Annotated in this window: 16 protein-coding genes and 1 pseudogene; 13 read left to right on the top strand and 4 right to left on the bottom strand. The window is 33.9% G+C overall.

All coding sequences use genetic code 11. The annotated features are described in order from the left end of the window. Positions 1 to 69: 69 nt before the first annotated feature. Positions 70 to 1,215, top strand: coding sequence for an ATP-binding protein (locus P2W65_RS03610; protein WP_289663598.1), 1,146 nt, complete (start codon positions 70 to 72; stop codon positions 1,213 to 1,215). Between the two features lie 92 nt (positions 1,216 to 1,307). Here the strand turns inward: P2W65_RS03610 and P2W65_RS03605 are convergent, their stop codons facing one another. After that, positions 1,308 to 2,051, bottom strand: coding sequence for a DUF3298 and DUF4163 domain-containing protein (locus P2W65_RS03605; protein ID WP_289663597.1), 744 nt, complete (start codon positions 2,049 to 2,051; stop codon positions 1,308 to 1,310). Positions 2,052 to 2,243: 192 nt separating this feature from the next. On the opposite strand from P2W65_RS03605, the pseudogene P2W65_RS03600 reads away from it, so the two are divergent. Continuing rightward, positions 2,244 to 3,389 (top strand): annotated as a pseudogene (locus P2W65_RS03600) (cystathionine gamma-synthase); the annotation flags it as partial. Between the two features lie 81 nt (positions 3,390 to 3,470). Here the strand turns inward: P2W65_RS03600 and P2W65_RS03595 are convergent. Further along, a complete protein-coding gene (locus P2W65_RS03595; protein WP_289663595.1) occupies positions 3,471 to 4,262 on the bottom strand; it encodes a THC0290_0291 family protein in 792 nt (263 codons plus the stop codon). Between the two features lie 323 nt (positions 4,263 to 4,585). On the opposite strand from P2W65_RS03595, the gene gdhA reads away from it, so the two are divergent. From gdhA to P2W65_RS03570, 5 genes are all read left to right on the top strand, one after another. Then, positions 4,586 to 5,929 carry an NADP-specific glutamate dehydrogenase gene (gene gdhA, locus P2W65_RS03590; RefSeq protein ID WP_289663594.1) on the top strand — a complete coding sequence of 448 codons (1,344 nt, stop codon included), beginning with the start codon at positions 4,586 to 4,588 and terminating at the stop codon, positions 5,927 to 5,929. 120 nt (positions 5,930 to 6,049) lie between these two features. Continuing rightward, positions 6,050 to 8,332 (top strand): type IX secretion system anionic LPS delivery protein PorZ, encoded by a 2,283-nt coding sequence (gene porZ, locus P2W65_RS03585; protein ID WP_289663593.1) that lies wholly within the window; start codon positions 6,050 to 6,052, stop codon positions 8,330 to 8,332. Between the two features lie 62 nt (positions 8,333 to 8,394). Beyond that, positions 8,395 to 9,108: a DNA repair protein RecO gene (gene recO, locus P2W65_RS03580; protein WP_289663592.1), complete on the top strand. Its 714-nt coding sequence runs from the start codon at positions 8,395 to 8,397 to the stop codon at positions 9,106 to 9,108. 130 nt (positions 9,109 to 9,238) lie between these two features. After that, positions 9,239 to 12,640, top strand: a complete 3,402-nt coding sequence (gene ileS, locus P2W65_RS03575; RefSeq protein ID WP_289663591.1) for an isoleucine--tRNA ligase — start codon at positions 9,239 to 9,241, stop codon at positions 12,638 to 12,640. Between the two features lie 6 nt (positions 12,641 to 12,646). Then, positions 12,647 to 13,027 (top strand): TraR/DksA family transcriptional regulator, encoded by a 381-nt coding sequence (locus P2W65_RS03570; RefSeq protein WP_012022792.1) that lies wholly within the window; start codon positions 12,647 to 12,649, stop codon positions 13,025 to 13,027. A 239-nt stretch (positions 13,028 to 13,266) separates the two neighbouring features. On the opposite strand, the gene P2W65_RS03565 is transcribed toward P2W65_RS03570, so the two are convergent. Together P2W65_RS03565 and P2W65_RS03560 are read right to left on the bottom strand one after the other, a co-directional pair. Then, positions 13,267 to 13,647, bottom strand: coding sequence for a hypothetical protein (locus tag P2W65_RS03565; RefSeq protein WP_091494458.1), 381 nt, complete (start codon positions 13,645 to 13,647; stop codon positions 13,267 to 13,269). Positions 13,648 to 13,680: 33 nt separating this feature from the next. Then, on the bottom strand, positions 13,681 to 14,037 hold the full coding sequence (locus tag P2W65_RS03560; RefSeq protein ID WP_091494460.1) for a roadblock/LC7 domain-containing protein: 357 nt from the start codon (positions 14,035 to 14,037) through the stop codon (positions 13,681 to 13,683). A gap of 181 nt (positions 14,038 to 14,218) precedes the next feature. Between P2W65_RS03560 and P2W65_RS03555 the strand changes: the two genes are divergently transcribed. The 6 genes from P2W65_RS03555 to P2W65_RS03530 all read left to right on the top strand — a co-directional run bounded on the left by P2W65_RS03555 (position 14,219) and on the right by P2W65_RS03530 (position 24,128). Next, a complete protein-coding gene (locus P2W65_RS03555) occupies positions 14,219 to 14,437 on the top strand; it encodes a hypothetical protein (RefSeq protein WP_289663589.1) in 219 nt (72 codons plus the stop codon). Between the two features lie 119 nt (positions 14,438 to 14,556). Then, entirely contained in the window at positions 14,557 to 15,162 is a 606-nt protein-coding gene (locus P2W65_RS03550; RefSeq protein WP_289663587.1) for a lipoprotein signal peptidase, read from the top strand. A gap of 140 nt (positions 15,163 to 15,302) precedes the next feature. Continuing rightward, on the top strand, positions 15,303 to 18,461 hold the full coding sequence (locus P2W65_RS03545; protein ID WP_289663586.1) for a UvrD-helicase domain-containing protein: 3,159 nt from the start codon (positions 15,303 to 15,305) through the stop codon (positions 18,459 to 18,461). 82 nt (positions 18,462 to 18,543) lie between these two features. After that, positions 18,544 to 19,737 carry a glycine C-acetyltransferase gene (gene kbl, locus P2W65_RS03540; protein WP_091494468.1) on the top strand — a complete coding sequence of 398 codons (1,194 nt, stop codon included), beginning with the start codon at positions 18,544 to 18,546 and terminating at the stop codon, positions 19,735 to 19,737. 113 nt (positions 19,738 to 19,850) lie between these two features. Further along, the gene (locus P2W65_RS03535; RefSeq protein ID WP_289663584.1) at positions 19,851 to 21,302 is read left to right on the top strand and encodes an OmpA family protein; all 1,452 of its coding nucleotides are present in this window, start codon (positions 19,851 to 19,853) and stop codon (positions 21,300 to 21,302) included. A 63-nt stretch (positions 21,303 to 21,365) separates the two neighbouring features. Beyond that, entirely contained in the window at positions 21,366 to 24,128 is a 2,763-nt protein-coding gene (locus P2W65_RS03530) for a PD-(D/E)XK nuclease family protein (protein ID WP_289663582.1), read from the top strand. The last annotated feature ends 55 nt before the right edge of the window (positions 24,129 to 24,183 follow it).

Here is a 24,183-nt window from a genome sequence, read left to right as displayed (position 1 = left end):
TGAAATGGAATGAAATTTAAATGATTACGAGTTTTAATTAATGTAAATTAGTAGCCAAAAAACTAGATTATGATCAATAAACGCCTTTTAATTAAAAATCTTCTGGCTCATAATGACGAAAGCAGTTTTTATGATAAAAAAAGGCAGTTGAATCTTCATTCTCGAGAAGGAAAAGGTAAGTTTTTGAAACACATTTGTGCTTTATCAAACTCAAATCCAAACAATAATTCTTATATCGTAGTTGGAGTAGAAGATCAGGATAATGAAATTGTCGGTGATGATTTTTTCGACGACAGCCGAATTCAAAATCTGGTCAATGCCTTTCTCGAAAATCCTCCTAAAATTCAATACGAAAATGTCCCTTTTCCAAATCTTCCAAAAGACAAAGTAATTGGTTTGGTTACCATTAAACCTAAAAGTAAAATCTCATACTTTAAAAAAGGAATTCATACGATTTTAGCAAATAGTGTTTTCATAAGACGTGGCAGTAACTCGATTCCGCTGGAAGAACACGAGGAAATCGAAAAAAGCAATCAGAATACAGAAACGGTTATTGGAATCGAAAATAGTTCCCGAAACAGTATTCAATATACTTTAGACGGCGTTATCGATTTTATGAATTTCAGACATAAAGATATGTCGCCCAAATACTATGTCTTTAAAGAATTATTTGTGATTTGCTGGGCTGGAGTTCCAAAAACAATGCGAGAAAAAACGTTTCTGTCGCGTGTTGATATAGAATTAATCAACGAACAAATTAAACTTTTTTATTCGGCACAAGATGTTGTTACTATTGATTATAACGATGATACCTTTACCATTACAGAATATGTGCCTCTAGGTTTAAATGACAAAACGAGCTATTATCCGCTGGAAGAGCAAACCATTCATTTCTTTGATAATGGTTATTATAAAATAGATCGTCAGATGCTTTTTCAGCCACCGGAGTTTAATAGAAAAATGCTATATCATATTTACAATTCGAATATGGCATTGCTGGCAAAACTTCAAAAAGAAATTACATTATCGGAGCGCGAAATGAAAGATCTCGAAAATCTGCCTTCCACTTTTATGATTTGTCATTTGAATGGTTTTGAAGATGCGAGACAAAAATTAATTGACGCTAAATTACTTCTGAAACCTTATAAACAGGTATACTCTTCGTTTAAAGAAGCATTAAGGGTTTTGCGTAAGATGAAATATGATGTGCAGTAGAAAGGGGCAAAGGTTCAGAGAAACAAAGGTTTTTCTCTAGAGATGAGCCATAGTGCTGTTGCATACAGAATATTGAAATATTGGATTGTTGTCTATTGAAAATTCAAATATTTTTTTATTTCATCATAAGAAAAAATAAGCTCTTTTGGGCCGTCTGCATAAGAAGCAGCTTCGTATGAATTGTAATACAAAAGTAAACCTTGAGAAGTGTAAAAGATATTCTGTGGCAATTGGAATTTATCATTTTCAAACATCATACCTGTTGCATTAATGTTGGCTGTTTCAGGAATTTTATATTTGGAACGGAATGCCTTTTCGGCGAAAGCCTTAAACTCTTTTTCGTTTTTGAATAATTGATTGTTGAAAATAGCTTTTCCTGTTTTCGGATTAAATAACAAAGAGCGGTAACCTTGATAGCCATGAGCACCTCCTGTAAAAGTGTAATGATCAATTTTTAAGTTTAAAATCTGTTCCGATTGAAATTCTATGTTCCCAATTATTTTGGCTTCCCAGCCAAAAGTGTCTTGAGGGAATTTCTGATGCATTTCTTCATAAGAAGCAATAAAAGATTTTGCCAATGATTTATAATCGTCGACTTTTATCGAATCTTCTTCAAAAAATACAATCTCTTTAATGACAGCAAAAACTCTCTTATTGATACTGTCTGATATTACTTTTTTATTTTTGGCAACTGGAACTTCTATTGTGATACTCGGGCAATCATTTTTGCACGGCTTAGTAGATTTTTCTTCAAATGTTTCATTTTCAAATGAAAGGTCTTTTTTGCAACTTGTAAAAATCAAACACAAAAAGATTATAAATATGTAATTTTTCATATCAAAAAGTGTTAATTATCTACAAAGGTAAGAACTTGTGACGCGATAAAATAAATTAAGCGGTAAATTTGTAAAAGAATTAAGGATTTAAAATTTATAACTATATGAAATGAGCATGACCATAAATTGGACGTAAATACCAATGGAGATGTGCTAATTACATATAACCAATAAAAAAACAATAAACATTTACATATGAAATTCAATACAAAAGTAATACATGGTGGTCAACATCATGATCCAAGTACAGGTGCTGTTATGCCTCCCGTATATCAAACATCAACATTTGTACAGACAAGTCCAGGAAAACCTTTAGCAGATTACGAATACAGCCGAGCTTCAAACCCTACTCGTACCGCTTTAGAAGACGCATTGGCGAGTATTGAAAATGGTACACGCGGATTAGCATTTTCTTCTGGTCTTGCAGCGACAGATTGTATTTTAAGATCATTTAAAGCAGGAGATGAAATCATTGCAATGGATGATTTGTATGGTGGAACTTATAGAATGTTTTCAAGAATTTATAAAGATTCAGGAATTAAGTTTCATTTTGTTGATATGACAGATATTGAAAAATTCAAAAGTTTAATCAACGAAAACACTAAATTAATTTGGGTAGAAACGCCAACAAATCCATTAATGAAATTGGCAGATATTCAAGAAATAGCAAAAATTACTCAGGAGAAAAAAATCCTTCTTGCGGTAGATAATACTTTTGCAACACCTTATTTACAAAAACCTCTTGATTTAGGAGCAGATATCGTAATGCATTCTGCAACAAAATATTTAGGAGGACATTCAGATGTTATTGCAGGAGCTTTAATTGTAAAAGACGCAGCATTAGGAGATCAATTACATTTTCAACAATTTGCTACAGGTGCAACACTTGGGCCAATGGATAGTTTTTTGGTTTTAAGAGGAATCAAAACTTTAGCTTTAAGAGTACAGAGACATTGTGAAAATGGAGAAAAAGTAGTGGAATATTTAAGTAATCATCCTAAAATTAAAACCGTTTATTATCCAGGTTTAAAAAATCATCCATTTCACGAAATTGCTAAAAAACAAATGAAAGCTTTTGGTGGAATGGTTTCGTTTGATTTTAAATCAGGAAAGAAAGAAGATTCAATCTCGTTTTTAGAAAAGCTGAAAGTATTTACTTTGGCAGAATCTTTAGGAGGAGTAGAATCATTGGCAAATCATCCAGCTTTAATGACACACGCATCAATTCCAGCAGATAAAAGAGCAGAAGTTGGTATTACTGACGATTTAGTTCGTTTAAGCGTTGGTATTGAAGATGCAGAAGATTTAATAGCAGATTTAGAACAAGCTTTAGCTTAAAAAAAATCCAATAAAAAAATCCCAAATTCCAAAGTAAAATTGGAATTTGGGATTTTTTATGTTTTGAAATTTAGAATGTTTTTAGAATTCTAAATAGTAAATGTATCCAAAGTTAAACCAAACCTGCCAGTCGTTAGATTTGTTTTCTTTGTAAATATCTTTATTAGGGTTTAAACCGTCTATCCAGTCTGAGTTGTACATTTGAAAACGAGTTTCAAACATTAAATCACTCATTGTTGTTAATTTGTAATGAACGCCCACTCCAGCAGTTGCTGACAAAACAACACCGCTTTCTGAAGAAAATCCATGTGCACGCCCATCAGAAGGAGTTAAATATTTCCCTGGAGTTACAGTTGGAAGTGTAATATCTCCTAAATGAGAGCCTATTTTTGCTGAATAATAACTTACTTGAAAACCTAAACTTCCATACGGACTGAAGCTACCAATTGTGTTTTCAAAGTCATGAATTTTCATGAAAGGTGTAAATTCTATTTGAGCACCCAGTCCAACAATCGTAGAACTTGCGTGCATGTTTTTCAATTGTTGAGCAAATATACCATCAGGTTTTCTTTCAACCCATTGACCGAAGTGTTTTAAAGTAGTTCTGCTAAAATTTAAATCAGATCGAACTTTGAAGTGCTCCGTAAAGTAACTTTCTCTGTTGTTATTGGCAGAAAAGTTGATAAAGTGCATGACTCCGATACCAAAACCGGAGTTTCCAGCATTAGTTTCGAAGTTGTGTCTTTCACCAAAATCAGACTGTAAAGTAACTGGTCCAGCATAAATTCCAATCTCTTGAGCTAGTCCTTGTGCTGATGCCGATGTCGATAAACTAAAAACGGCAAGTAATGTGATAAATAGGTGTTTAGGCATTTTTCAGGGCTTACAAATCTCGGCAAATATATAAAAAACATATTCGATTCAAAATATTAAATCATTCTATTGAATAATAACTATCAAAATACTTAATTTACTAACTTTTAATTGATGATTTGCATGTAAAGACCTACATGAAAAATGTGTTTTTTTTGGAATGTTTGAAAAAAACACAAATCGTTTCAAAAAAGTGAAAAATATAACATGGAATCATTATTTGATATATCTTTGTGTGTTAAAACGAAAACGTTTTCTTGAACTCGTTTTCGGGTTTAAATAATAAAAAATTAAATCAAATTATCTGAAAATTTATTTCAAATATGGAACAAAAAATAAATGAATTTATGGCTCTTATTGAGTCAAAAAATCCAAACGAACCAGAATTTCTTCAAGCGGTTAGAGAATTTGCAGAAACAGTTATTCCTTTTATATCTGAACGCAAAAAATATGATGGTAAGAATATACTCTTAAGAATCGCTGAACCCGAGAGATCAATTATTTTCAGAGTTCCTTGGGTAGATGATAAAGGAGAAATTATTGTAAACAGAGGTTTTAGAATTCAGATGAATTCTGCAATTGGACCTTATAAAGGAGGAATTAGATTCCATCATTCTGTAAATTTATCTGTTTTGAAGTTTTTAGCTTTCGAGCAAGTATTTAAAAACAGCCTGACTACACTTCCAATGGGTGGAGGAAAAGGTGGTTCTGATTTTGATCCAGAAGGAAAATCGGATGCGGAAATTATGCGTTTCTGTCAATCGTTTATGACAGAATTATGCCGTCATATTGGGCCAGACCTTGATGTTCCTGCTGGAGATATTGGTGTTGGTGCAAGAGAAATTGGATATTTATTTGGACAGTATAAGAGGATCAGAAATGAATTTACAGGAGTTTTAACTGGAAAAGGATTGGCTTATGGAGGTTCATTAATTAGACCAGAAGCTACAGGATATGGAGTAGTCTACTTTACAGATCAAATGCTTCGTACAATCGGGCATGAAATTAAAGGTAAGAGAGTTGCAATTTCTGGATTTGGAAATGTGGCTTGGGGAGTAGCTTTAAAAGTAAATGAACTTGGAGGAAAAGTAGTTACAATCTCTGGACCTGACGGATATATTTATGATGAAGAAGGTATATCTGGAGAAAAAATTGATCATATGCTTGAAATGAGAGCAACTGGTGATAACAGAGCTGAAAGATATTTAGAAAAATATCCAAATGCCGTTTTCCATAAAGGAAAAAGTCCTTGGGAAGTAAAAGTAGATATCGCAATTCCTTGTGCTACTCAAAACGAATTGAATGGAGAAGACGCTCAAAAGTTAATTGATAACGGTGTTCTATGTGTAACTGAAGCAGCCAACATGCCTTCTACGTTAGATGCTATTAAGCTTTTCTTAGATAACAAAGTATTATTTGCTCCTGGAAAAGCAGCAAATGCGGGTGGTGTAGCGGCTTCTGGATTAGAAATGACTCAAAACTCAATTCGTTTGAACTGGACAAGTGAAGAAGTGGATTTGAGATTGAAAGAAATTATGATTGGAATTCATAATCAATGTAAAAAATACGGTGCGGAAGAAGACGGATATGTTAACTATGTAAAAGGTGCAAACATTGCAGGATTTGTAAAAGTTGCCGATGCGATGCTAGCTCAAGGTGTAGTTTAGAAGTAAATTGAAATAGAATAAGAATGCCTTCGGACAATTAAGACCGAAGGCATTTTTTATGGGTGCCAAAATGAAATAGTTCCGTTTGTAGTATATTTGTCTATCCGAATACATTTAATAATGAAAAAAATACTTTTCAGCATTTTATTTTTAGTACTAATTCAGTTTTGTCAAGCACAAAGTAAATCTTCTTGGCATGGGTATTTTTCGTTTAATGAAATCAAGGATGTTTCAGAATCTTCAACTACTGTTCTAGCAGCCTCAGAAAATGCTTTGTTTTCAAAAAATATCACAACCAATGTGCTGAAGACAATTACTACAATTGACGGATTATCGGGTCAGACTATTTCTGCTGTTTATTATAGTGAGACATTCAAAAAAACTTTAGTCGGTTATGAAAACGGTTTAATGATTTTAATTAACGAAAGTGACGGAAGCATGCTGAAAATTGTGGATATAATTAACAAACAGCTTCCAGCAAATACGAAAAAGATTAATCATTTTATGGAATATAATGGATTGGTTTATGTCTCTTGTGATTTCGGCATTGTTCAGTTTAATTTGAATACTTCTCAATTTGGCGATACTTATTTTATTGGTGATAATGGTGCCGAAATCAGTGTCAAGCAGACAACTTTGTTTAACGGATTTATTTTTGCTGCAACATCAAGCGGCTTAAGAAGAGCAGCTATTACAAATGCCAATCTTATTGATTATAATCAGTGGGCACTTTTGAATGTGGGAAATTGGTCTAGTGTAGAAGCTTTGGACACAGAACTTATTGCAATAAATGATTCTGGGAATATTCATAGGTACGATTCCAATGTATTTGTGAGTTTTTTTCAATTGCCACAAGCTTCTGTAGATATGAGAGCAAAAAATCATAACCTGTTTGTTACAACAGCAAATACGGTTTATGTGTACAATAACCAAATGATTTTAAATCGTCAGATTGCTAATTCTCAGGTTCTGGATAATACTCTAAATTTTAGCTGTGCAACAGCAGTTGGTGATAAAATTTTTATAGGAACTAAAGAAAAAGGAATGTTTTTTTCTACGCTTGGTAATGTAGCCGCTTTTGAAAATAATACACCGACCGGCCCTCTTAAGAATAACATTTTTTCTATAGATGTAAGTCCAAATACAATTTGGGCAGTTTATGGAGATTATGATGGTTTTTATAATCCTTATCCATTAGATAGTTATGGAGTAAGTCGATACAATGTTTCGGGTTGGCTTACTATTCCTTATTCGGAAGTTTATGACGCAAAATCCATTACAAGGGTGCTTATAAATCCGAATAATGAAAAACAAGTTTACGCGAGTTCTTTCTTTTCGGGGTTGCTAAAAATCGAAAATGATGAGCCTAATTTTTTATATAACGAAAAAAACAGCGGTCTGGAATCTATTACAAATGCCGGTGCAGATTATATTGATGTTCGTATAAATGCTAATGCTTATGATAAAGCCGGAAATCTTTGGATTACCAATAGCCGTATTAAAAATGGATTAAAGGTTTTAAAAACAAATGGGCAATGGGGAAGCTATTCTATGACCTCAATTTTGGATGTTGCTGAAGATGTTAGTTATTCTGGTATAGTTGTCGATCATAATAATGTAAAATGGATTGGAACTAATAGAGATGGTGTTGTTGGTTTTAATGAAACTACGAATACATTCAAAAAAATGACTTTTGGCACCGATGCTGGAAATCTCCCTATTGCAGATGTTAGGACAATAGCTTTAGATACTAAAAATCAGCTTTGGATTGGAACAACAAAAGGATTGAGAGTTTTGTCTAATGTTGGAAGTTTCCAATCGGATAGTCAGTTAAAAGCGAATCCAATCATTATCATGGAAGATAATTTAGCTCAAGAGTTGTTGTATGAGCAGTTTATTACTTCAATTGCCGTAGATGGAGCAAATAACAAATGGATCGGAACGGCAGATTCTGGCGTATTTATGGTTTCATCAAATGGTCAGGAAACAAAATATCATTTTACAATAAACAATTCTCCCTTGCCAAGTAATAATATAAATGATATTAAAATAAATAATAAGACAGGTGAAGTTTTTATTGTCACCAATAAAGGAATGGTTTCGTTCAACGGAATTGCAACGGGAGCAAATGAGAATCTTAATAATGTATATGTTTATCCAAATCCAGTTCGTCCTACTTATTCCGGAACGGTAAAAGTTGCTGGATTAATTGATAAAGCCAATATTAAAATTACGGATATTGAAGGGAATCTGGTTTTTGAAACAACCTCTTCGGGCGGAACAATCGAATGGGACACAACAGCTTTTGGTAGATACAAAGTAGCGTCTGGTGTCTATATGGTTTTTATTTCAGCACAAGACGGTGGAGAAACTAAGGTTAAAAAAGTGATGATTATTCGATAGTTTACAGTCACAGTTTTCAGTTAGATTTTATCAATCTAAAATCTTCAATCTAAAATTATTTCGTGCAAGTCAAAACAAAAGCCATAGTAATCTCCTCTTTAAAATTTCAGGAAAAAAGTCTGATAGTAAAATGTTTTACGCTTTCAAGCGGGCTAAAATCTTATTTCGTTCGCGATGCGTTTTCGAGCAGAAAAGCAAGTCAGAAAATCGCCTATTTTCAGCCTTTTTCAATTTTAGAAATTGAAGCTGTTCATAAGAATAAAGGTACTCTTGAAAATTTTAAAGAAATAAAAAGTGCTGTGCCTTTTCAGAGCATTCATACTGATATTGTGAAAAGTACGATGGTGATGTTTCTTTCAGAAATGCTGCATTATTCTATTCAGGAAGAAGAAAAAAATGAACAGCTTTTTTTGTTTTTAGAAACCGCACTGACTTGGCTGGATCATCATGATGAAATTTCTAATTTTCACTTAATTCTACTTTTGGAAACCACCAAATATCTTGGTTTTTACCCTGATCTATCAGAAAATAATCTTCCTTTTTTTGAAATGAATGAAGGAGTGTTTACACTTTTTCAAAATGGAAATGTGCTTTCTGAACATGAAACGAGCTTGTTTAAAAAACTATTGGAATTGAAATTTGACAACGACCAGAAAATCTTTCATGTTTTAGAAAGACAAATACTTCTAAAAATTATAATTGATTATTATAGTTTACATCTTGAAGGATTCAAAAAACCTAAATCTTTAGAGATTTTAAAAGAAGTTTTCTCTTAAATCAGCCAAAAGGCCATTTTTTATTGCGGAATCTACTTGAAATTTCCTGAAATCGGTCTTTTTTACATCATATTTTCTCTATTTTACTCAAAATTCCTTACTTTCGCACCTCGTTTAAGAAAAGGATAAAATGAGTACAAAATTTACTGAATACAAAGGACTTGACTTACCAACTGTAGCGTCTGAAGTTCTTGATTTTTGGAAGAAAGAAAATATATTTGAAAAGAGTGTGACCACTCGCGAAGGTGCTGAGCCTTTCGTATTTTTTGAAGGGCCGCCTTCAGCAAACGGATTACCAGGAATTCACCACGTGATGGCGCGTGCGATTAAAGATATTTTTTGCAGATATAAAACTCAAAAAGGTTTTCAGGTTAAAAGAAAAGCCGGATGGGATACTCACGGTCTGCCTGTAGAATTGGGTACTGAAAAAGAATTAGGAATTACAAAAGAAGATATTGGCAAAACAATTTCGATCGAAGAATATAACGAAGCGTGTAAAAAAACCGTTATGCGTTATACGGACGTATGGAATGACTTGACCGAAAAAATGGGTTACTGGGTTGATATGGAAGATCCGTATGTGACTTACAAACCAAAATACATGGAATCGGTTTGGTGGCTTTTGAAGCAAATTTATGATAAAGGTTTGTTGTACAAAGGATACACGATTCAGCCGTATTCTCCAAAAGCAGGAACAGGATTGTCTTCTCACGAAGTAAACCAACCAGGAGCTTACCGCGATGTTACCGATACTACAATTGTAGCCCAGTTTAAAACATTGCCAGAAACAATTCCTAGCTTTTTACAAGGATTTGGAGATATTCACATCTTAGCTTGGACGACGACACCTTGGACGCTTCCATCAAACACCGCTTTGACAGTTGGTCCAAAAATCGATTACGTTTTGGTTAAAACTTTCAATCAATATACTTTTGAGCCAATCAATGTAATTTTGGCTAAAAACTTAGTTGGAAAACAATTCGGAAAAGGATATTTCTTAAGCGAAGATGATGCTGATTTTGATAATGTGAAAAATGGCGATAAAAAATTGCCATATAAAATTTTGACTGAAGCAAAAGGAGCAGATTTAGTTGATATCCGTTACGAGCAATTACTGCCTTATGTATTGCCATATCAAAATGCTGAAAATGCATTTAGAGTAATTTCCGGAGATTTCGTTACTACAGAAGATGGAACTGGAATCGTGCATACAGCGCCGACTTTTGGTGCTGATGATGCTAAAGTAGCAAAAGAAGCAAAACCAGAAGTGCCACCAATGTTGGTTTTGGACGAAAACGGAACAGCTGTTCCTTTAGTTGATTTACAAGGAAAATTTACTTCGCATTTAGGTGATTTAGCGGGTAAATACGTTAAAAACGAATATTACGATGCAGGACAAGCTCCGGAGAAATCTGTAGATGTTGAAATTGCAATTCGTTTGAAAGAAGAAAACAAAGCATTTAAAGTTGAAAAATACGTGCACAGTTATCCACATAGTTGGAGAACAGATGAGCCGTTATTATACTATCCTCTAGATTCATGGTTTATCAAAGTAACCGATGTAAAAGATAGAATGTTCGACCTGAACGAAACTATCAATTGGAAACCTAAATCTACTGGTGAAGGACGTTTTGGAAATTGGCTTAAAAATGCCAACGATTGGAACTTATCTCGTTCTAGATATTGGGGAATTCCGTTGCCAATTTGGAGAACAGAAGATAAAACTGAAGAAGTTATTATTGGTTCTGTTGAAGAATTGTACACTGCAATCGAAAAATCTATTGAAGCAGGTTTTCAGAAAGAGAATCCGTTTAAAGGTTTTGAAATAGGAAACATGGCTGAGTCAAATTATGATTTAATTGACTTACACAAAAATGTTGTTGATGCCATCACTTTAGTTTCTGCTTCTGGAAAACCAATGAAGCGCGAAAGTGATTTAATCGACGTTTGGTTCGATTCTGGAGCAATGCCTTATGCGCAATGGCACTATCCTTTTGAGAATAAAGATAAAATTGATGGGAACAAAGATTTTCCAGCGAATTTCATTGCCGAAGGAGTAGATCAGACACGTGGATGGTTTTATACTTTACACGCTATCGGAACTTTGGTTTTTGATAAAGTGGCGTATAAAAATGTAGTTTCAAACGGTTTGGTTCTGGATAAAAACGGAATTAAAATGTCTAAGAGTAAAGGAAATACCATAGACCCATTTAAAACCATTGCAGAAAACGGTCCGGATGCTACACGCTGGTATATGATCATGAACGCAAATCCGTGGGATAACTTGAAGTTTGATCTTGAAGGAATTGCTGAGGTGAAACGTAAATTCTTCGGAACGCTTTACAATACCTATTCATTCTTCTCGTTATATGCAAACATCGATGGATTTAAATATGCTGAAGCAGAAATCCCGTTAAATGAAAGACCAGAAATCGATCAATGGATTATTTCTGAATTGCACACGTTAATCAAATTTGTTGACGAATGCTACGAAGATTATGAGCCAACGAAAGCGACAAGAGCCATTTCTGATTTCGTTCAGGAAAACTTAAGTAACTGGTACGTTCGTTTATGCCGTCGTCGTTTCTGGAAGGGTGAATATGCAAAAGATAAAATTGCAGCTTACCAAACGCTTTATACTTGTTTGCTAACAATCAGTAAATTAAGCGCTCCAGTAGCTCCATTTTTTATGGATAAATTATACAGAGATTTGACAGCTTCTACGGGAACCGAGGATTTTGCTAGTGTTCACTTGGCTGAGTTCCCGAAATTTGTCGAAAACTTTGTTAATAAAACGTTGGAAAGCAAAATGCAGAAGGCGCAAACAATCTCATCTTTGGTTTTGTCACTACGTAAAAAAGAGATGATAAAAGTTCGTCAACCTCTGCAAAAGGTAATGATTCCAGTACTTGACGAGAATCAGCGCACTGAAATCGAAGCTATTTCTGACCTTGTAAAAGCTGAAGTAAACGTGAAAGAAATCGAACTTTTAGACGATGCTTCAGGTATTTTAGTAAAGCAGATTAAGCCTAATTTTAAAGCTCTTGGCCCACGTTTTGGAAAAGATATGGGGTTGATTTCCAAAGAAATACAAGGTTTTTCTGCAGAACAAATCAATCAGCTGGATAAGCAGGGAACGCTGGATATTGTTATTTCTGGAAATAATGTAACTTTATCACTAGAAGACGTCGAGATAACATCACAAGATATCGAAGGATGGCTGGTTGCAAATTCAAACGGAATAACAGTTGCGTTAGACATCACAATATCTGAAGAATTAAAAAATGAAGGTATCGCAAGAGAGTTAGTAAACAGAATTCAGAATATCCGTAAAGATTCAGGATTTGAGGTTACTGATAAAATTAAGGTACAAATAAAAAGAGATGGTATTTTGGAAGATGCCATTTTGAAAAACGAAGAGTATATTAAGTCTGAAACATTAACAGACGACTTAGTTTTTGTTGACACTTTAGAAAACGGCACAGAAATTGAGTTTGATGATATTAAAACAATGATATTAATTTCAAAATAGATAAACATGATAGATGAAATTACAAGATACTCTGATGCAGATTTAGCAGAGTTCAAAGAGATAATCCAAGCAAAAATTAAAAAAGCGCAAGAAGATCTTGATTTGATCAAAAGTGCCTATATGAACGATTTGAATAACGGAACTGATGATACTTCTCCAACTTTTAAAGCTTTTGAAGAAGGAAGTGAGACCATGTCTAAAGAAGCGAACTCTCAGTTGGCTATCAGACAAGAGAAATTCATTCGTGACTTAAAAAACGCACTTTTCCGTGTTGAAAACAAAACATACGGTATTTGCAAAGTAACAGGTAAATTAATTAGCAAGGAAAGGCTTAAAATCGTTCCTCATGCAACAATGAGTATCGAAGCTAAAAACTTGCAGAGATAATAAAAATAAACTCCAATTAAACGCTCCTTTTAGGGGCGTTTTTTTTTGTTTAATGTTTTAATGATTTGTCTTAGTTTCCCGTGTTTTTGGTTTGAAAGAAAATGTTTATGTTTCTAAAATTTGCTTTCAAAAATGCCTGTATTTTTTTGTAAGAATGAAAAGGTATTAGTCTGAGACTGTGCAAAAAAAAAGAACTGTCTTGGTTAGAGACAGTTCAACAGTAAAGAAAAGTAAAGTTATTAAGCTAGATTTTTTTCAACATCAGCTTTGTGTTTTCTTAAAATAGCTCTCGTCATACCTAAATTAGCTTTTGATGCATCTGCAGCTAAGTAGATCATGAATTTTTTATTTGGAGAGATATCGATAATGTGAATTTGATTCGAAAGTGTAATCAAAATATCTTCAATATCCTGGTTTAGACCTAGTGCTTTTACGGCATTTAGTTTTGCTTTTACAACTTCGAGGTTATAAGCTGCGGCAAGTTCTGGGTCAAAACCTGGATCGACTGTTAAATTTCCAAAGCTTAATCCAGACTCAATCTCTGTTACAGCGACAGCAATAAAGCCGTTTACGTTAGTTTTCATTTCATTTAAAAACACGTTTAAAAAGTCATTACTCATAGTGATGTGGGTTTGTTTGTTAATAGATGTATGTTATTTCAGTAGGGAATTTTTACTTAGTTCAGCAGAAACTTCTTCTGTTGAACGCATTAGTAATGCTAGGTTACTTCCTTCTTTTGAAAAGGCAACGATAAAATTGGAACCGCTGATTTTGTTTCCAACAATAACGCCTTCGGCGCTTTTTAGATACAATTGTTTTAAAGAGCCTTTTTCTAAATCAATTAAGAATTTTTCACTCATTGATAAGATTGCGGCGCTCATAGCGGCGATACTGTCTCCGTAATCAAGGTTTAAGGAAGTGATTAGTTTTCCTTTTCCGTTTAAGATTAATGCTGCTGTGGATTTTGTGCTGACAAGAAAGTCATTCAGTGTAGTTGTGATTTCATTCATGATTTTGTAGGATTTAGGGAGGAATGTTAAATTTAGTTTTTTTTGGTATTTGGTTTTAAAATTAATCTTGAATCATCCTAAACAAGTGTTAATTTTGTTTAACAAATATAAATTAAATTATGTATCATTGTAGTACCAAATCGTTAATAATTTAAATTATTTACTGTAAAAAACTTACATTATGGCTAAAGTATTGAAATTCAAGGAAGTAAACTCTGACGTAGAGCGCAGAATGAAAGATTTTGAAAAACTGCGCATCAAATTTAAAGCAGATGTTAAAAAAGGTGAAGCGAAGAAGCTTGCTGCCGGAAAAGAAAGTAAAGGGATATTCAAATCTATCTCAGATTTTTTCTCCGACAGTCCAGCAAAAACAGCTGCGAAAGCGCCTGTGCAAAAATAGAATCCCTGGCTTTACATTAGCAGATAAACTAAGTTTAGTTTATTAAAAAACAATTAACGCTCCCTTGGGAGCGTTTTTTTTGATTTAATTGCTATTTTTGCCCATCAAAAAATAATAAAATGTCATTACGAAAAGCGTATTTCCTTATATTCCTAGTTTTAATTATAGATCAGCTTTCTAAAATTTATGTCAAGACAAATTTCGTTCTTGGTGAAGAGGTAAAAGTGATGGGGGCTGAATGGTTCAAAATTCATTTTATCGAAAATGAAGGTATGGCTTGGGGGACAAAGATTCCAGGAGAATATGGAAAACTGATTTTAACTGTTTTTAGAATTTTTGCGGTTTTCGGAATCGGTTGGTGGCTTTCTGATGTGGTGAAGAAAAGCCAATCTACTTATTTAATAGTTGCTATTGCTTTAATCTTTGCTGGTGCGGCAGGAAATATTATCGATTCTGTTTTCTACGGAGTTATTTTTGACGACAGTACGCATAATTTGGCTACAATCTTTTCTCCAGCTCCATACGGAACTTGGTTTCATGGTTTGGTTGTAGATATGTTTTATTTTCCTATTTGGGAAGGTAATCTTCCAACGTGGCTTCCTATTTTCGGAGGAAAGCACTTTGCTTTTTTTAATGCTATTTTTAATGTTGCCGATATGGCAATATCTACCGGAGTAGGTATACTTTTGGTCTTCAATAAAAAAGCATTTCCAAAACACGCATAAATTTAAAAAATCTAAAATTTTCAAAATTCCAAATTCTAATATTTGAGGCATTCGCAGCAAACAGATGTTAGAATTTGGAATTTTTCATTATTGGGATTTAATTTTATTGTGTTATTTTTACGATACAAAAAAATCAAATTATGCAAAGTCCGTCTTTTTCTATTTATGATGCTTCTGCAGGATCTGGAAAGACGTATACATTGGTTAAAGAATATTTAAAGATTATTCTTTCTTCGCCAAAAAATGATGCATACCGAAATATCCTTGCCATAACATTTACCAATAAGGCAGTTCATGAAATGAAAAGCCGTATTGTTGGCAATCTGTCTGAATTCGCCAAAGACGATCCCTCTTCAAAGGCGGTTGATTTAATGGAAGATTTGTCTCGAGAAACTGGACTTTCAATCATTAAGCTTAAAACAAAATCACAGCAGATCATAAAACACTTAATTCATAATTATGCTGCTTTTGATATTTCGACTATTGATAAATTTACGCACAAAGTCATACGCGCTTTTGCGCATGACTTAAATCTTCCGATGACTTTTGAAGTTACTTTGGATACAGAGAATTTGTTGGTTGAAGCGGTTGATGCCATTATTGCACAGGCAGGAGAAGATGAGACGCTGACCAAACTGCTCATCGATTTTACAATGGAAAAAACCGATGATGATAAAAGCTGGGATATTTCGCGCGAGATTCTCGATACTGGAAGATTGGTTTTAAATGAAAACAATCGGAATGAGATTCTGCATTTTCAGGATAAAACGATTGGAGAGTTTGTTGAGATTAAAAAGAAGATGCAGGCGCTTTGCAAAGAGTTGGAAGATACAAATGCAGGGCTGGCTGTCAAAGCAATTGAATTGATTGATAAAAACGGAATCGATCTGAAATCATTTTCCAGAGGAACTTTTCCAAATCATTTAGAAGGGATTCGTGACGGAAGATTCAATCCGAAGAATAAAACTTTTCATGAGTTTGAAGATATTGTGATTAATAAAACGGCAAAAGACAAAGCCTTAATAGAAAATATTATTCCTGAACTGCTTCAGATTTTGAAAGAGGTTTATCAAAACTTTGAAAAAAGGGATTTTTATAAAGCTTTCTTGAAAAATATCACACCGCTTTCTTTGTTGAATACGGTTAGTAATGAATTGTCGAAAATTCAGTCAGAACAAAACATTTTGTCTATTTCTGAATTTAATGCCATTATTCACCGAGAAATTCAGAATCAGCCGGCGCCTTTCATTTATGAGCGTTTGGGAGAGCGTTATCGTAATTTTTTTATTGATGAATTTCAGGATACTTCCGAGATGCAATGGCAGAATTTAATTCCATTAATAGATAACTCGCTTTCAGGTTTAGATGATTTCGGGAATAAAGGAACTCTGATGATTGTTGGTGATCCGAAACAATCCATTTATCGCTGGCGCGGAGGTAAAGCAGAGCAATTTATTGAATTAAGCAAAGAGGTAAATCCATTCAATAATCCGGATAAACAGATTAGACATTTAAATACAAATTACCGTAGTTACAGTGAAGTAATTGAATTTAATAATGCTTTTTTTAAACTCATTTCTGCTGAGTTTTCGAATGAAGATTATAAAGATTTATATGAGAATCACAGTTTTCAAAATACAAACTCGAAAAAAGGGGGGTATGTCAATATTTCTTTTCTTCCTGTTGCAGAAAAAAATGAATTTGCGGATGAAGAAGAAACGGTTGAAAAATCTGACTTGTATGTTTTGGCAACTTTAAATACAATTCATGAAGTTGTAAAGCAAGGATTCGAATATAAAGATATTGTGATTTTAACTCGTAAAAGAGGTCAGGGAATTGCAATTGCAAATTATTTAACAGAGCAGGGAATTCCTCTTTTGTCTTCTGAGACTTTGATGGTTCAAAATGCTTCAGAAGTTCGGTTGATTGTTCATTTACTACGTTATTTGAGTAATAGTGCTGATTTAGAATCAAAAGCAAATTTCCTTCACTTTTTATCTTCAACCAAAGATTTGGCAATGCCAATTCATGATTTCATTGCGATGGGAATGAATCATAAAATAGAAAAAGAATTTGAAGACTGGCTTTTGACTTTTGATGTTTCTTTTTCTTTTAAAGATGTTCGAAAGAAATCTCTATACGAAGCAGTGGAGATTATAATTTCTAAATTTATTCTTCCGTCAGAAGGTAATGCTTATGTTCAATTTTTTCTGGATATTGTTTTGGAACGTGACATCAGGAATCAGTCGGGCGTGGCAGATTTTTTAGTTTTTTGGGATAAAAATGGAGAGAAATATAGTATTCCGTCGCCAGAGGGGAATAATGCAGTTCGTATTATGACCATTCATAAATCAAAAGGATTGGAGTTTCCAGTTGTAATTATGCCTTTTGCAGACGAAGATTATAATCGTAAACCAAAAGATAAACTATGGTTGGATACAGACGAAGTTGATTTAGGAGTTCCGAAAGCACTTGTAGATAACAGCAGTGTTGTGGAAAGTTTTGGAGAAAGTGCATCGGCAGTTTTTAATTTGAAAAAACAGGAAGAATTGCTGGATAATATCAATGTGCTTTATGTTGCATTAACTCGTGCTGAAGAACAATTGTATGTGATTTCTCAGTCTCTTGAGGCAAGAAAAGATGGGGAGTATCCAAATAATATGGCTTCTTTTTTTATTAAATTTTTAATTAATGAAGGAGTTTATGATGAAACAAAATTAAATTATGAATTCGGTGATAAAACGAGGCTTTCGAAAGCCTCTAAAACTGTCGATTTGGTAAAATCAATTCCGATAGTAAAAGAAGTTTTAAATCCGAAAAACATAAAAATTGCCCAGCGAGAAGCTTTAATGTGGGGAACGCACCAGCAGGAAGCAATTTCTTATGGGAATGTTGTGCATGAAATTTTGGCTTTTGTAAAAGATAAGTCAGATATTGATTTGGCGGTAACAAAAGCACTGGAAAATGGCTTGGTAACTTATGATCAGGGCGATCAGGTTTTGAATACGTTAAGTGAAATTGTAAATCATCCTGAATTGGCAGTCTGTTTTGATGGAAGTCATACGGTTTTAAACGAACAGACCATTGTTCAGAAAGAAGGAAGAATTTTAAAGCCAGACAGAGTTGTTTTTTTAGAAAGTAAGGAAGCGTTTTTGTTGGATTATAAAACTGGAGCTGTTAATGCAAAATATCAGCAGCAAATTCAAGAATATCAAGATGCAATTGAAGATTTAGGATACAAAGTGTTAAAAAAGGCATTGGTGTATATTGGGTCGGAAATTGAAGTGGTAAATTTGTGAAAAAATTAATCAGATGTTAAAGAAATAACGAAGCTTTATTTTTGTTAAGTTGTTAATTTTTAACGTTTTAAATAGGTGAAAAATGTACGGTAAAATTAAAGAGCATCTGCAAAGCGAGCTGCAGACAATCGAAGAAAATGGAATTTTTAAAAAGGAGCGAATTATCACGTCTCCTCAAGGTGCTGAAATTAAAATTTCAACAGGAGAAACGGTTTTAAATTTTTGTGCCAATAACTATTTAGGACTTTCGTCGCATCCAGAAGTGGTGCAGGCTGCAAAAGATGCATTGGATACTCATGGTTTCGGAATGTCGTCTGTTCGTTTCATCTGTGGAACACAAGATATTCATAAAACACTAGAAAAAAAGATTGCTGATTTTTATGGCACAGAAGATACTATCTTGTACGCTGCTGCTTTTGATGCAAATGGAGGTGTTTTTGAGCCTTTGTTGGGTGAAAATGATGCGATTATTTCGGATAGTTTAAATCATGCTTCTATTATTGATGGAGTTCGTTTGTGTAAAGCGGCGCGTTATCGTTATGAGAATAACAATATGGAAGATTTAGAGCAGCAATTGATTAAAGCAAATGAAGCAGGAGCACGTTTTAAATTAATCGTGACCGACGGTGTATTTTCTATGGATGGTCTAGTTGCTCCACTTGATAAAATCTGTGATTTGGCAGATAAATATGACGCGATGGTTATGGTGGACGAATGTCATGCTGCTGGTTTTATTGGTGCGACAGGAAAAGGTACTCTTGAAGCAAAAGGTGTTATGGGGCGTGTTGATATTATTACAGGAACTCTCGGAAAAGCACTTGGAGGAGCAATGGGAGGATATACAACGGCTAAAAAAGAAATCATTGAAATTCTTCGTCAGCGCTCAAGACCTTATTTGTTTTCAAATTCTTTGGCTCCTTCTATTGTTGGTGCTTCTATAAAAGTTTTCGAATTGTTAGAAAAAGATACCACACTTCGTGATAAATTAGAGTGGAATACCAACTATTTTAAAGAAGGCATGAAAAAAGCTGGTTTTGATATTATAGATGGAGATTCGGCTATTGTTCCAGTTATGTTATACGATGCGAAATTATCACAAACGATGGCAAACGAGCTTTTGAAACAAGGAATTTATGTGATTGGATTCTTCTTTCCGGTAGTCCCGAAAGATAAGGCTAGAATACGCGTTCAACTGTCTGCGGCGCATGAAAAGGAACACTTGGATAAAGCCATAGAAGCCTTTACAGTTGTCGGTAAAATGTTAAAAGTTATATAATTACCACTTTGGTCAAATTTTTGTAGGTTTTTTTTAACATTTCATTTTGTATTTAAAAAATTTGGTGTTACTTTTGCTTGTAATTAACTAAATTGTAATTAAAAAAATTAAGTATGAAACATCTTAACAAACTTTTAGTTGCTGTATTGATGGCGATGGGTTTAAATGCTCACGCGCAAGACAGTAACAATCCATGGGCGATCTCTTTTGGGGTTAATGCTGTGGATACAAGGACTAGTTCAGGTTCAGGAAGTGGATTTTTTGATCAGCACTTCTCTCAGCCATTCGCAGTAAAAGACAACTGGAATATTCTTCCTTCTTTATCTTACATTGGTGTAAACAGATATGTAGGTAGCGGTTTCTCTGTTGGTTTACAAGGATCTGTAAACAAAATTGATAAATTGGTTACTTTCAACCCAGCTGCTGCAGGTCATGATTCAAGAGGAAACGTTGTAACAAATCCTGGTGACTTAATGTACTACGGAATTGATGCTACTATCAAATACAGCTTCCAAGAATTAATCAAATCTAAAGTGATTGATCCTTCGTTATCTGTTGGTGGGGGTTATACTTTCTTCGGAGATAACAGTTTTGGAACTGTTAACCCAGGTGCTGGTGTTACTTTCTGGTTTACAGATGCTATTGGTTTAGAATTAGCTACAAGATACAAATGGGCTGTAGCTGCTAATGATGCTAAGCCTCTTGATAGATCAGTTTTCCAACACACTGCAGGTTTAGTTTTCAAATTCGGAGGTAAAGATACTGACGGAGACGGAATCTATGACAAAGATGATGCTTGTCCAGATGTTGCTGGTTTAAAACAATTCAACGGATGTCCTGATACTGACGGAGACGGAATCGTTGATGCTTCTGACGCTTGTCCAGATGTATTTGGTTTAGCTGCATTAAACGGATGTCCTGATACTGACGGAGACGGAATCGCTGATAAAGATGACGCTTGTCCAGATGTTGCTGGTTTAGCTGCTTTAAAAGGTTGTCCTGATACTGACGGTGACGGAATCGCTGATAAAGATGACAAATGTCCTACAGTTGCTGGTCCTAAAGAAAATGGTGGTTGTCCATTCTTAGATGCTGATAAAGATGGTGTTATCGACAAAGATGACGACTGTCCTACAGTTCCAGGGCCTGCTAGTAACAGAGGATGTCCAGAAGTAACTTCAGCTGCATTAGAAGATCTTAAAGTTCAAGCTAGAGCAATCTACTTCAACTCAGGAAAAGCTACTTTCAAAACTGGTGACAAAGAAACTCCAGCTAGATTAGATGCTATTAAAGAAATCCTTAAAAACTATCCAAACGCGAAATTCTCTATTGAAGGACACACAGATAGTACAGGTTCTGCTAAAGTAAACGATAAACTTTCTCAAGATAGAGCTAACGCTGTATTAAACGCTTTAGTTGAAAGAGGAGTTAATCCAGAAAACTTAGAAGCTAAAGGATTTGGATCTTCTCAACCAGTTGCAAGTAACAAAACTGCTGCAGGTAAAGCTCAAAACAGAAGAACTGAAATTAGACACATTGGTTCTAAATACCAAGGAAAACTATAATTTAGTTCCTAAATAAATATGAAAAGCCATTCTTAATTGAATGGCTTTTTTTATTTTTATACTATGATAAATGATACTTTTCTTCAAAAGCTGGCTGGTGTTGTAATTCAGGATTATGCTGAAAAACTTTCTCAAGTAACTATAATTCTTCCTAATAAAAGGGCAAAAGTTTTTTTAATTGAAGCGCTTAAAAATACAACGGATAAAACAATAATTGCCCCAGAAATTACAAGTATTGAAGACTTTGTACAGAACGTTGCATCTATTCGTTCTGTTGATTCGATTGAGCTTTTGTTTGAGTTTTACGAAGTTTATTTGTCTATTACAGAAAAGAAAAATCAGCAGTCGTTTGAATTGTTTGCAAATTGGGCCAAAACGCTATTGCAGGATTTTAATGAAATTGACCGCTATCTTTTAGATCCTTCTCATGTCTTGTCTTACTTGAAAGATATTGAAGATATAAAAAAGTGGGGGCTGGAAGTAGATCAGAAAACAAAACTTCTCGAAAATTATATTGACTTTTGGAAATTACTTCCTTCTTACTACGAGTCATTATATAATCATTTGTTATTTAAATCTATCGGTTATCAAGGTTTGGTGTATCGGGAAGCGGTAAATAATCTGAATCATTTCTCTAATACTATTGGGAATCGCATTTTTATTTTTGCCGGATTTAATGCTTTAAATGCAGCTGAGGAAAAAATAGTACAGCATCTCCTTGCTTTAGACCAAGCTAAAATATTTTGGGATGCAGATCAAACTTTTTTGAATGACCCTTATCATGATGCCGGACTTTTTTTAAGACGTTTTAAAGAAAGTTGGAAACATTATAAAGGGCATCCTTTTGAATGGATTGCAGATGATTTTTCGCAGTCAAAAAACATTCAGGTTATTGGAACTCCTAAAACAATTGGACAGGCAAAATTGGCGGGAAGTATCATTGAGGATTTAATCAATGAAAATCCAAATGCATCTTTGGACAAAGTAGCTGTTGTGTTGGGAGAAGAGAATTTGCTGGTTCCGGTTTTGTATTCACTTCCTTCTTCTGTAGGAGCTTTAAATATTACAATGGGTTATTCGGGTAAGAATAATCCGTCTCAGATTTTGGTTGCCAAATTGTTTAAAATGCATACCAATGCACTTTCGAGAAAAGGAAGTAGTTATGTTTTTTATTATAAAGATGTGTTGGATATTTTAACGCATCCTTTGGTGGAGCCTTATGCTGGTACTCAAGCATTAGTTAGGATCATCAAAGAGAATAATTATACTTTTATTACATATCAAAAAATTCTAGAGCTTCATCCGGATCAATCCAAATTTTTTACTCTTTTGTTTGAAAAATGGGAAAAAGGTTCTGTTGCTGTATTGAATAATATTTCAGCGTTATTGATTGCTGTAAAAGATCATTTCAGTAATGATAATGAAGAAGAAAAAATTGCAAAAGCATTTGTATATGGTGTCTTTAAGGTAATTAATAAACTTATAAATTATTACTCTAAACATCATCATATTGATAATATTGATACGCTTCATGCGATTTACAAGCAGATTATTGATTTGGCTGAAGTGTCTTTTGAGGGTGAGCCATTGCGTGGTCTGCAGATTATGGGGGTTTTGGAAAGTAGGGTTCTTGATTTTGAAACGGTTATTATTACATCGATGAATGAAGGTAAATTTCCAGCTGGAAAATCACAGAATTCATTTATTCCTTACGACGTGAAACGAGAATTGGGACTTCCAACTTTTAAAGAGAAAGATGCGATTTATACCTATCACTTTTATCATCTGCTTCAAAGAGCAAAAAATATCTATTTGATTTATAATACTGAAAACGATGGATTGGATGCTGGTGAAAGAAGCCGTTTTATTACACAGTTGGAAGTAGAGAAACAAAGAAGGCATAATCTAACTTTTGATATTTACAATCCAGTTCTGCCTAATGTGGCGCATGAACCTATTTCAGTTCCAAAATCGGAATTGGTTATGGAGCGTTTAAGGGAAATTGCGATAACTGGTTTTTCGCCATCTGCATTGACGAGTTATATTCGAAATCCGATTGAGTTTTATTTCCAGAAAATACTAAGAATTCGTGAAGTTGAAGAAGTGGAGGAGAATATTGCTTTGAATACTTTGGGAACAATTATACATGAGACATTAAAAGCTTTGTATGAGCCTTTTGTTGGTAAATTTATTTCGGAGAATGATCTTTTAAATTGCTTTAAACTGTTGGATGATGAAGTTTTAAAACAGTTTAAATTAGTTTATAAAGAGGGAGAAATTAAAAAAGGGCGAAATCTTTTGGCTTTTGAAGTCGCAAAACGAAATGTTTCTAATTTCTTGAGGATGGAATTGGAGTCTGTGAAAAATAATGAAGCGATTCAGATTATAGCTTTGGAACAGACATTTGAACGTGAATTTGTTCATCCGAAACTGCCCTTTCCTGTTTTAATTAAAGGAAATGTGGATAGAATTGAGCAACGTGATGGAAAAATTAGAATTATCGATTATAAGACGGGAAAAGTAGAGAAGTCGAATGTAGTGTTGAAGACATGGAATGGGTTGACACAAGAGCTTAAAAATGATAAAATTATCCAAGTTTTGGCGTATGCCTTTATGTTTGAAAAAGAAGCTGGCAATTTACCTATTGAGGTAGGGATCATTTCGTTTAAAAATTTAAAATCTGGTTTTTTGCCTTTTGGGTATAAAGAAGAGAAAGAATTAAATAACGTTGTAACTACACAAATACTGAATTCTTATTTAGATGAAATTGCTAATCTGCTTGGTGAAATATTTGATGTAGGTATTCCTTTTGAAGAAAAAATATGAATTATTTTTTTAGTCTTAAAAATTATAAAATAAAACCAGTCACAATAAAGTAGAA

The sequence above is a fragment of the Flavobacterium panacagri genome, assembly GCF_030378165.1.
In the GTDB taxonomy this organism is placed as follows: domain Bacteria; phylum Bacteroidota; class Bacteroidia; order Flavobacteriales; family Flavobacteriaceae; genus Flavobacterium; species Flavobacterium panacagri.
The sequence above is the reverse complement of the archived record's forward strand: the minus strand, read 5'-3'. Positions and strand labels throughout refer to the sequence as shown.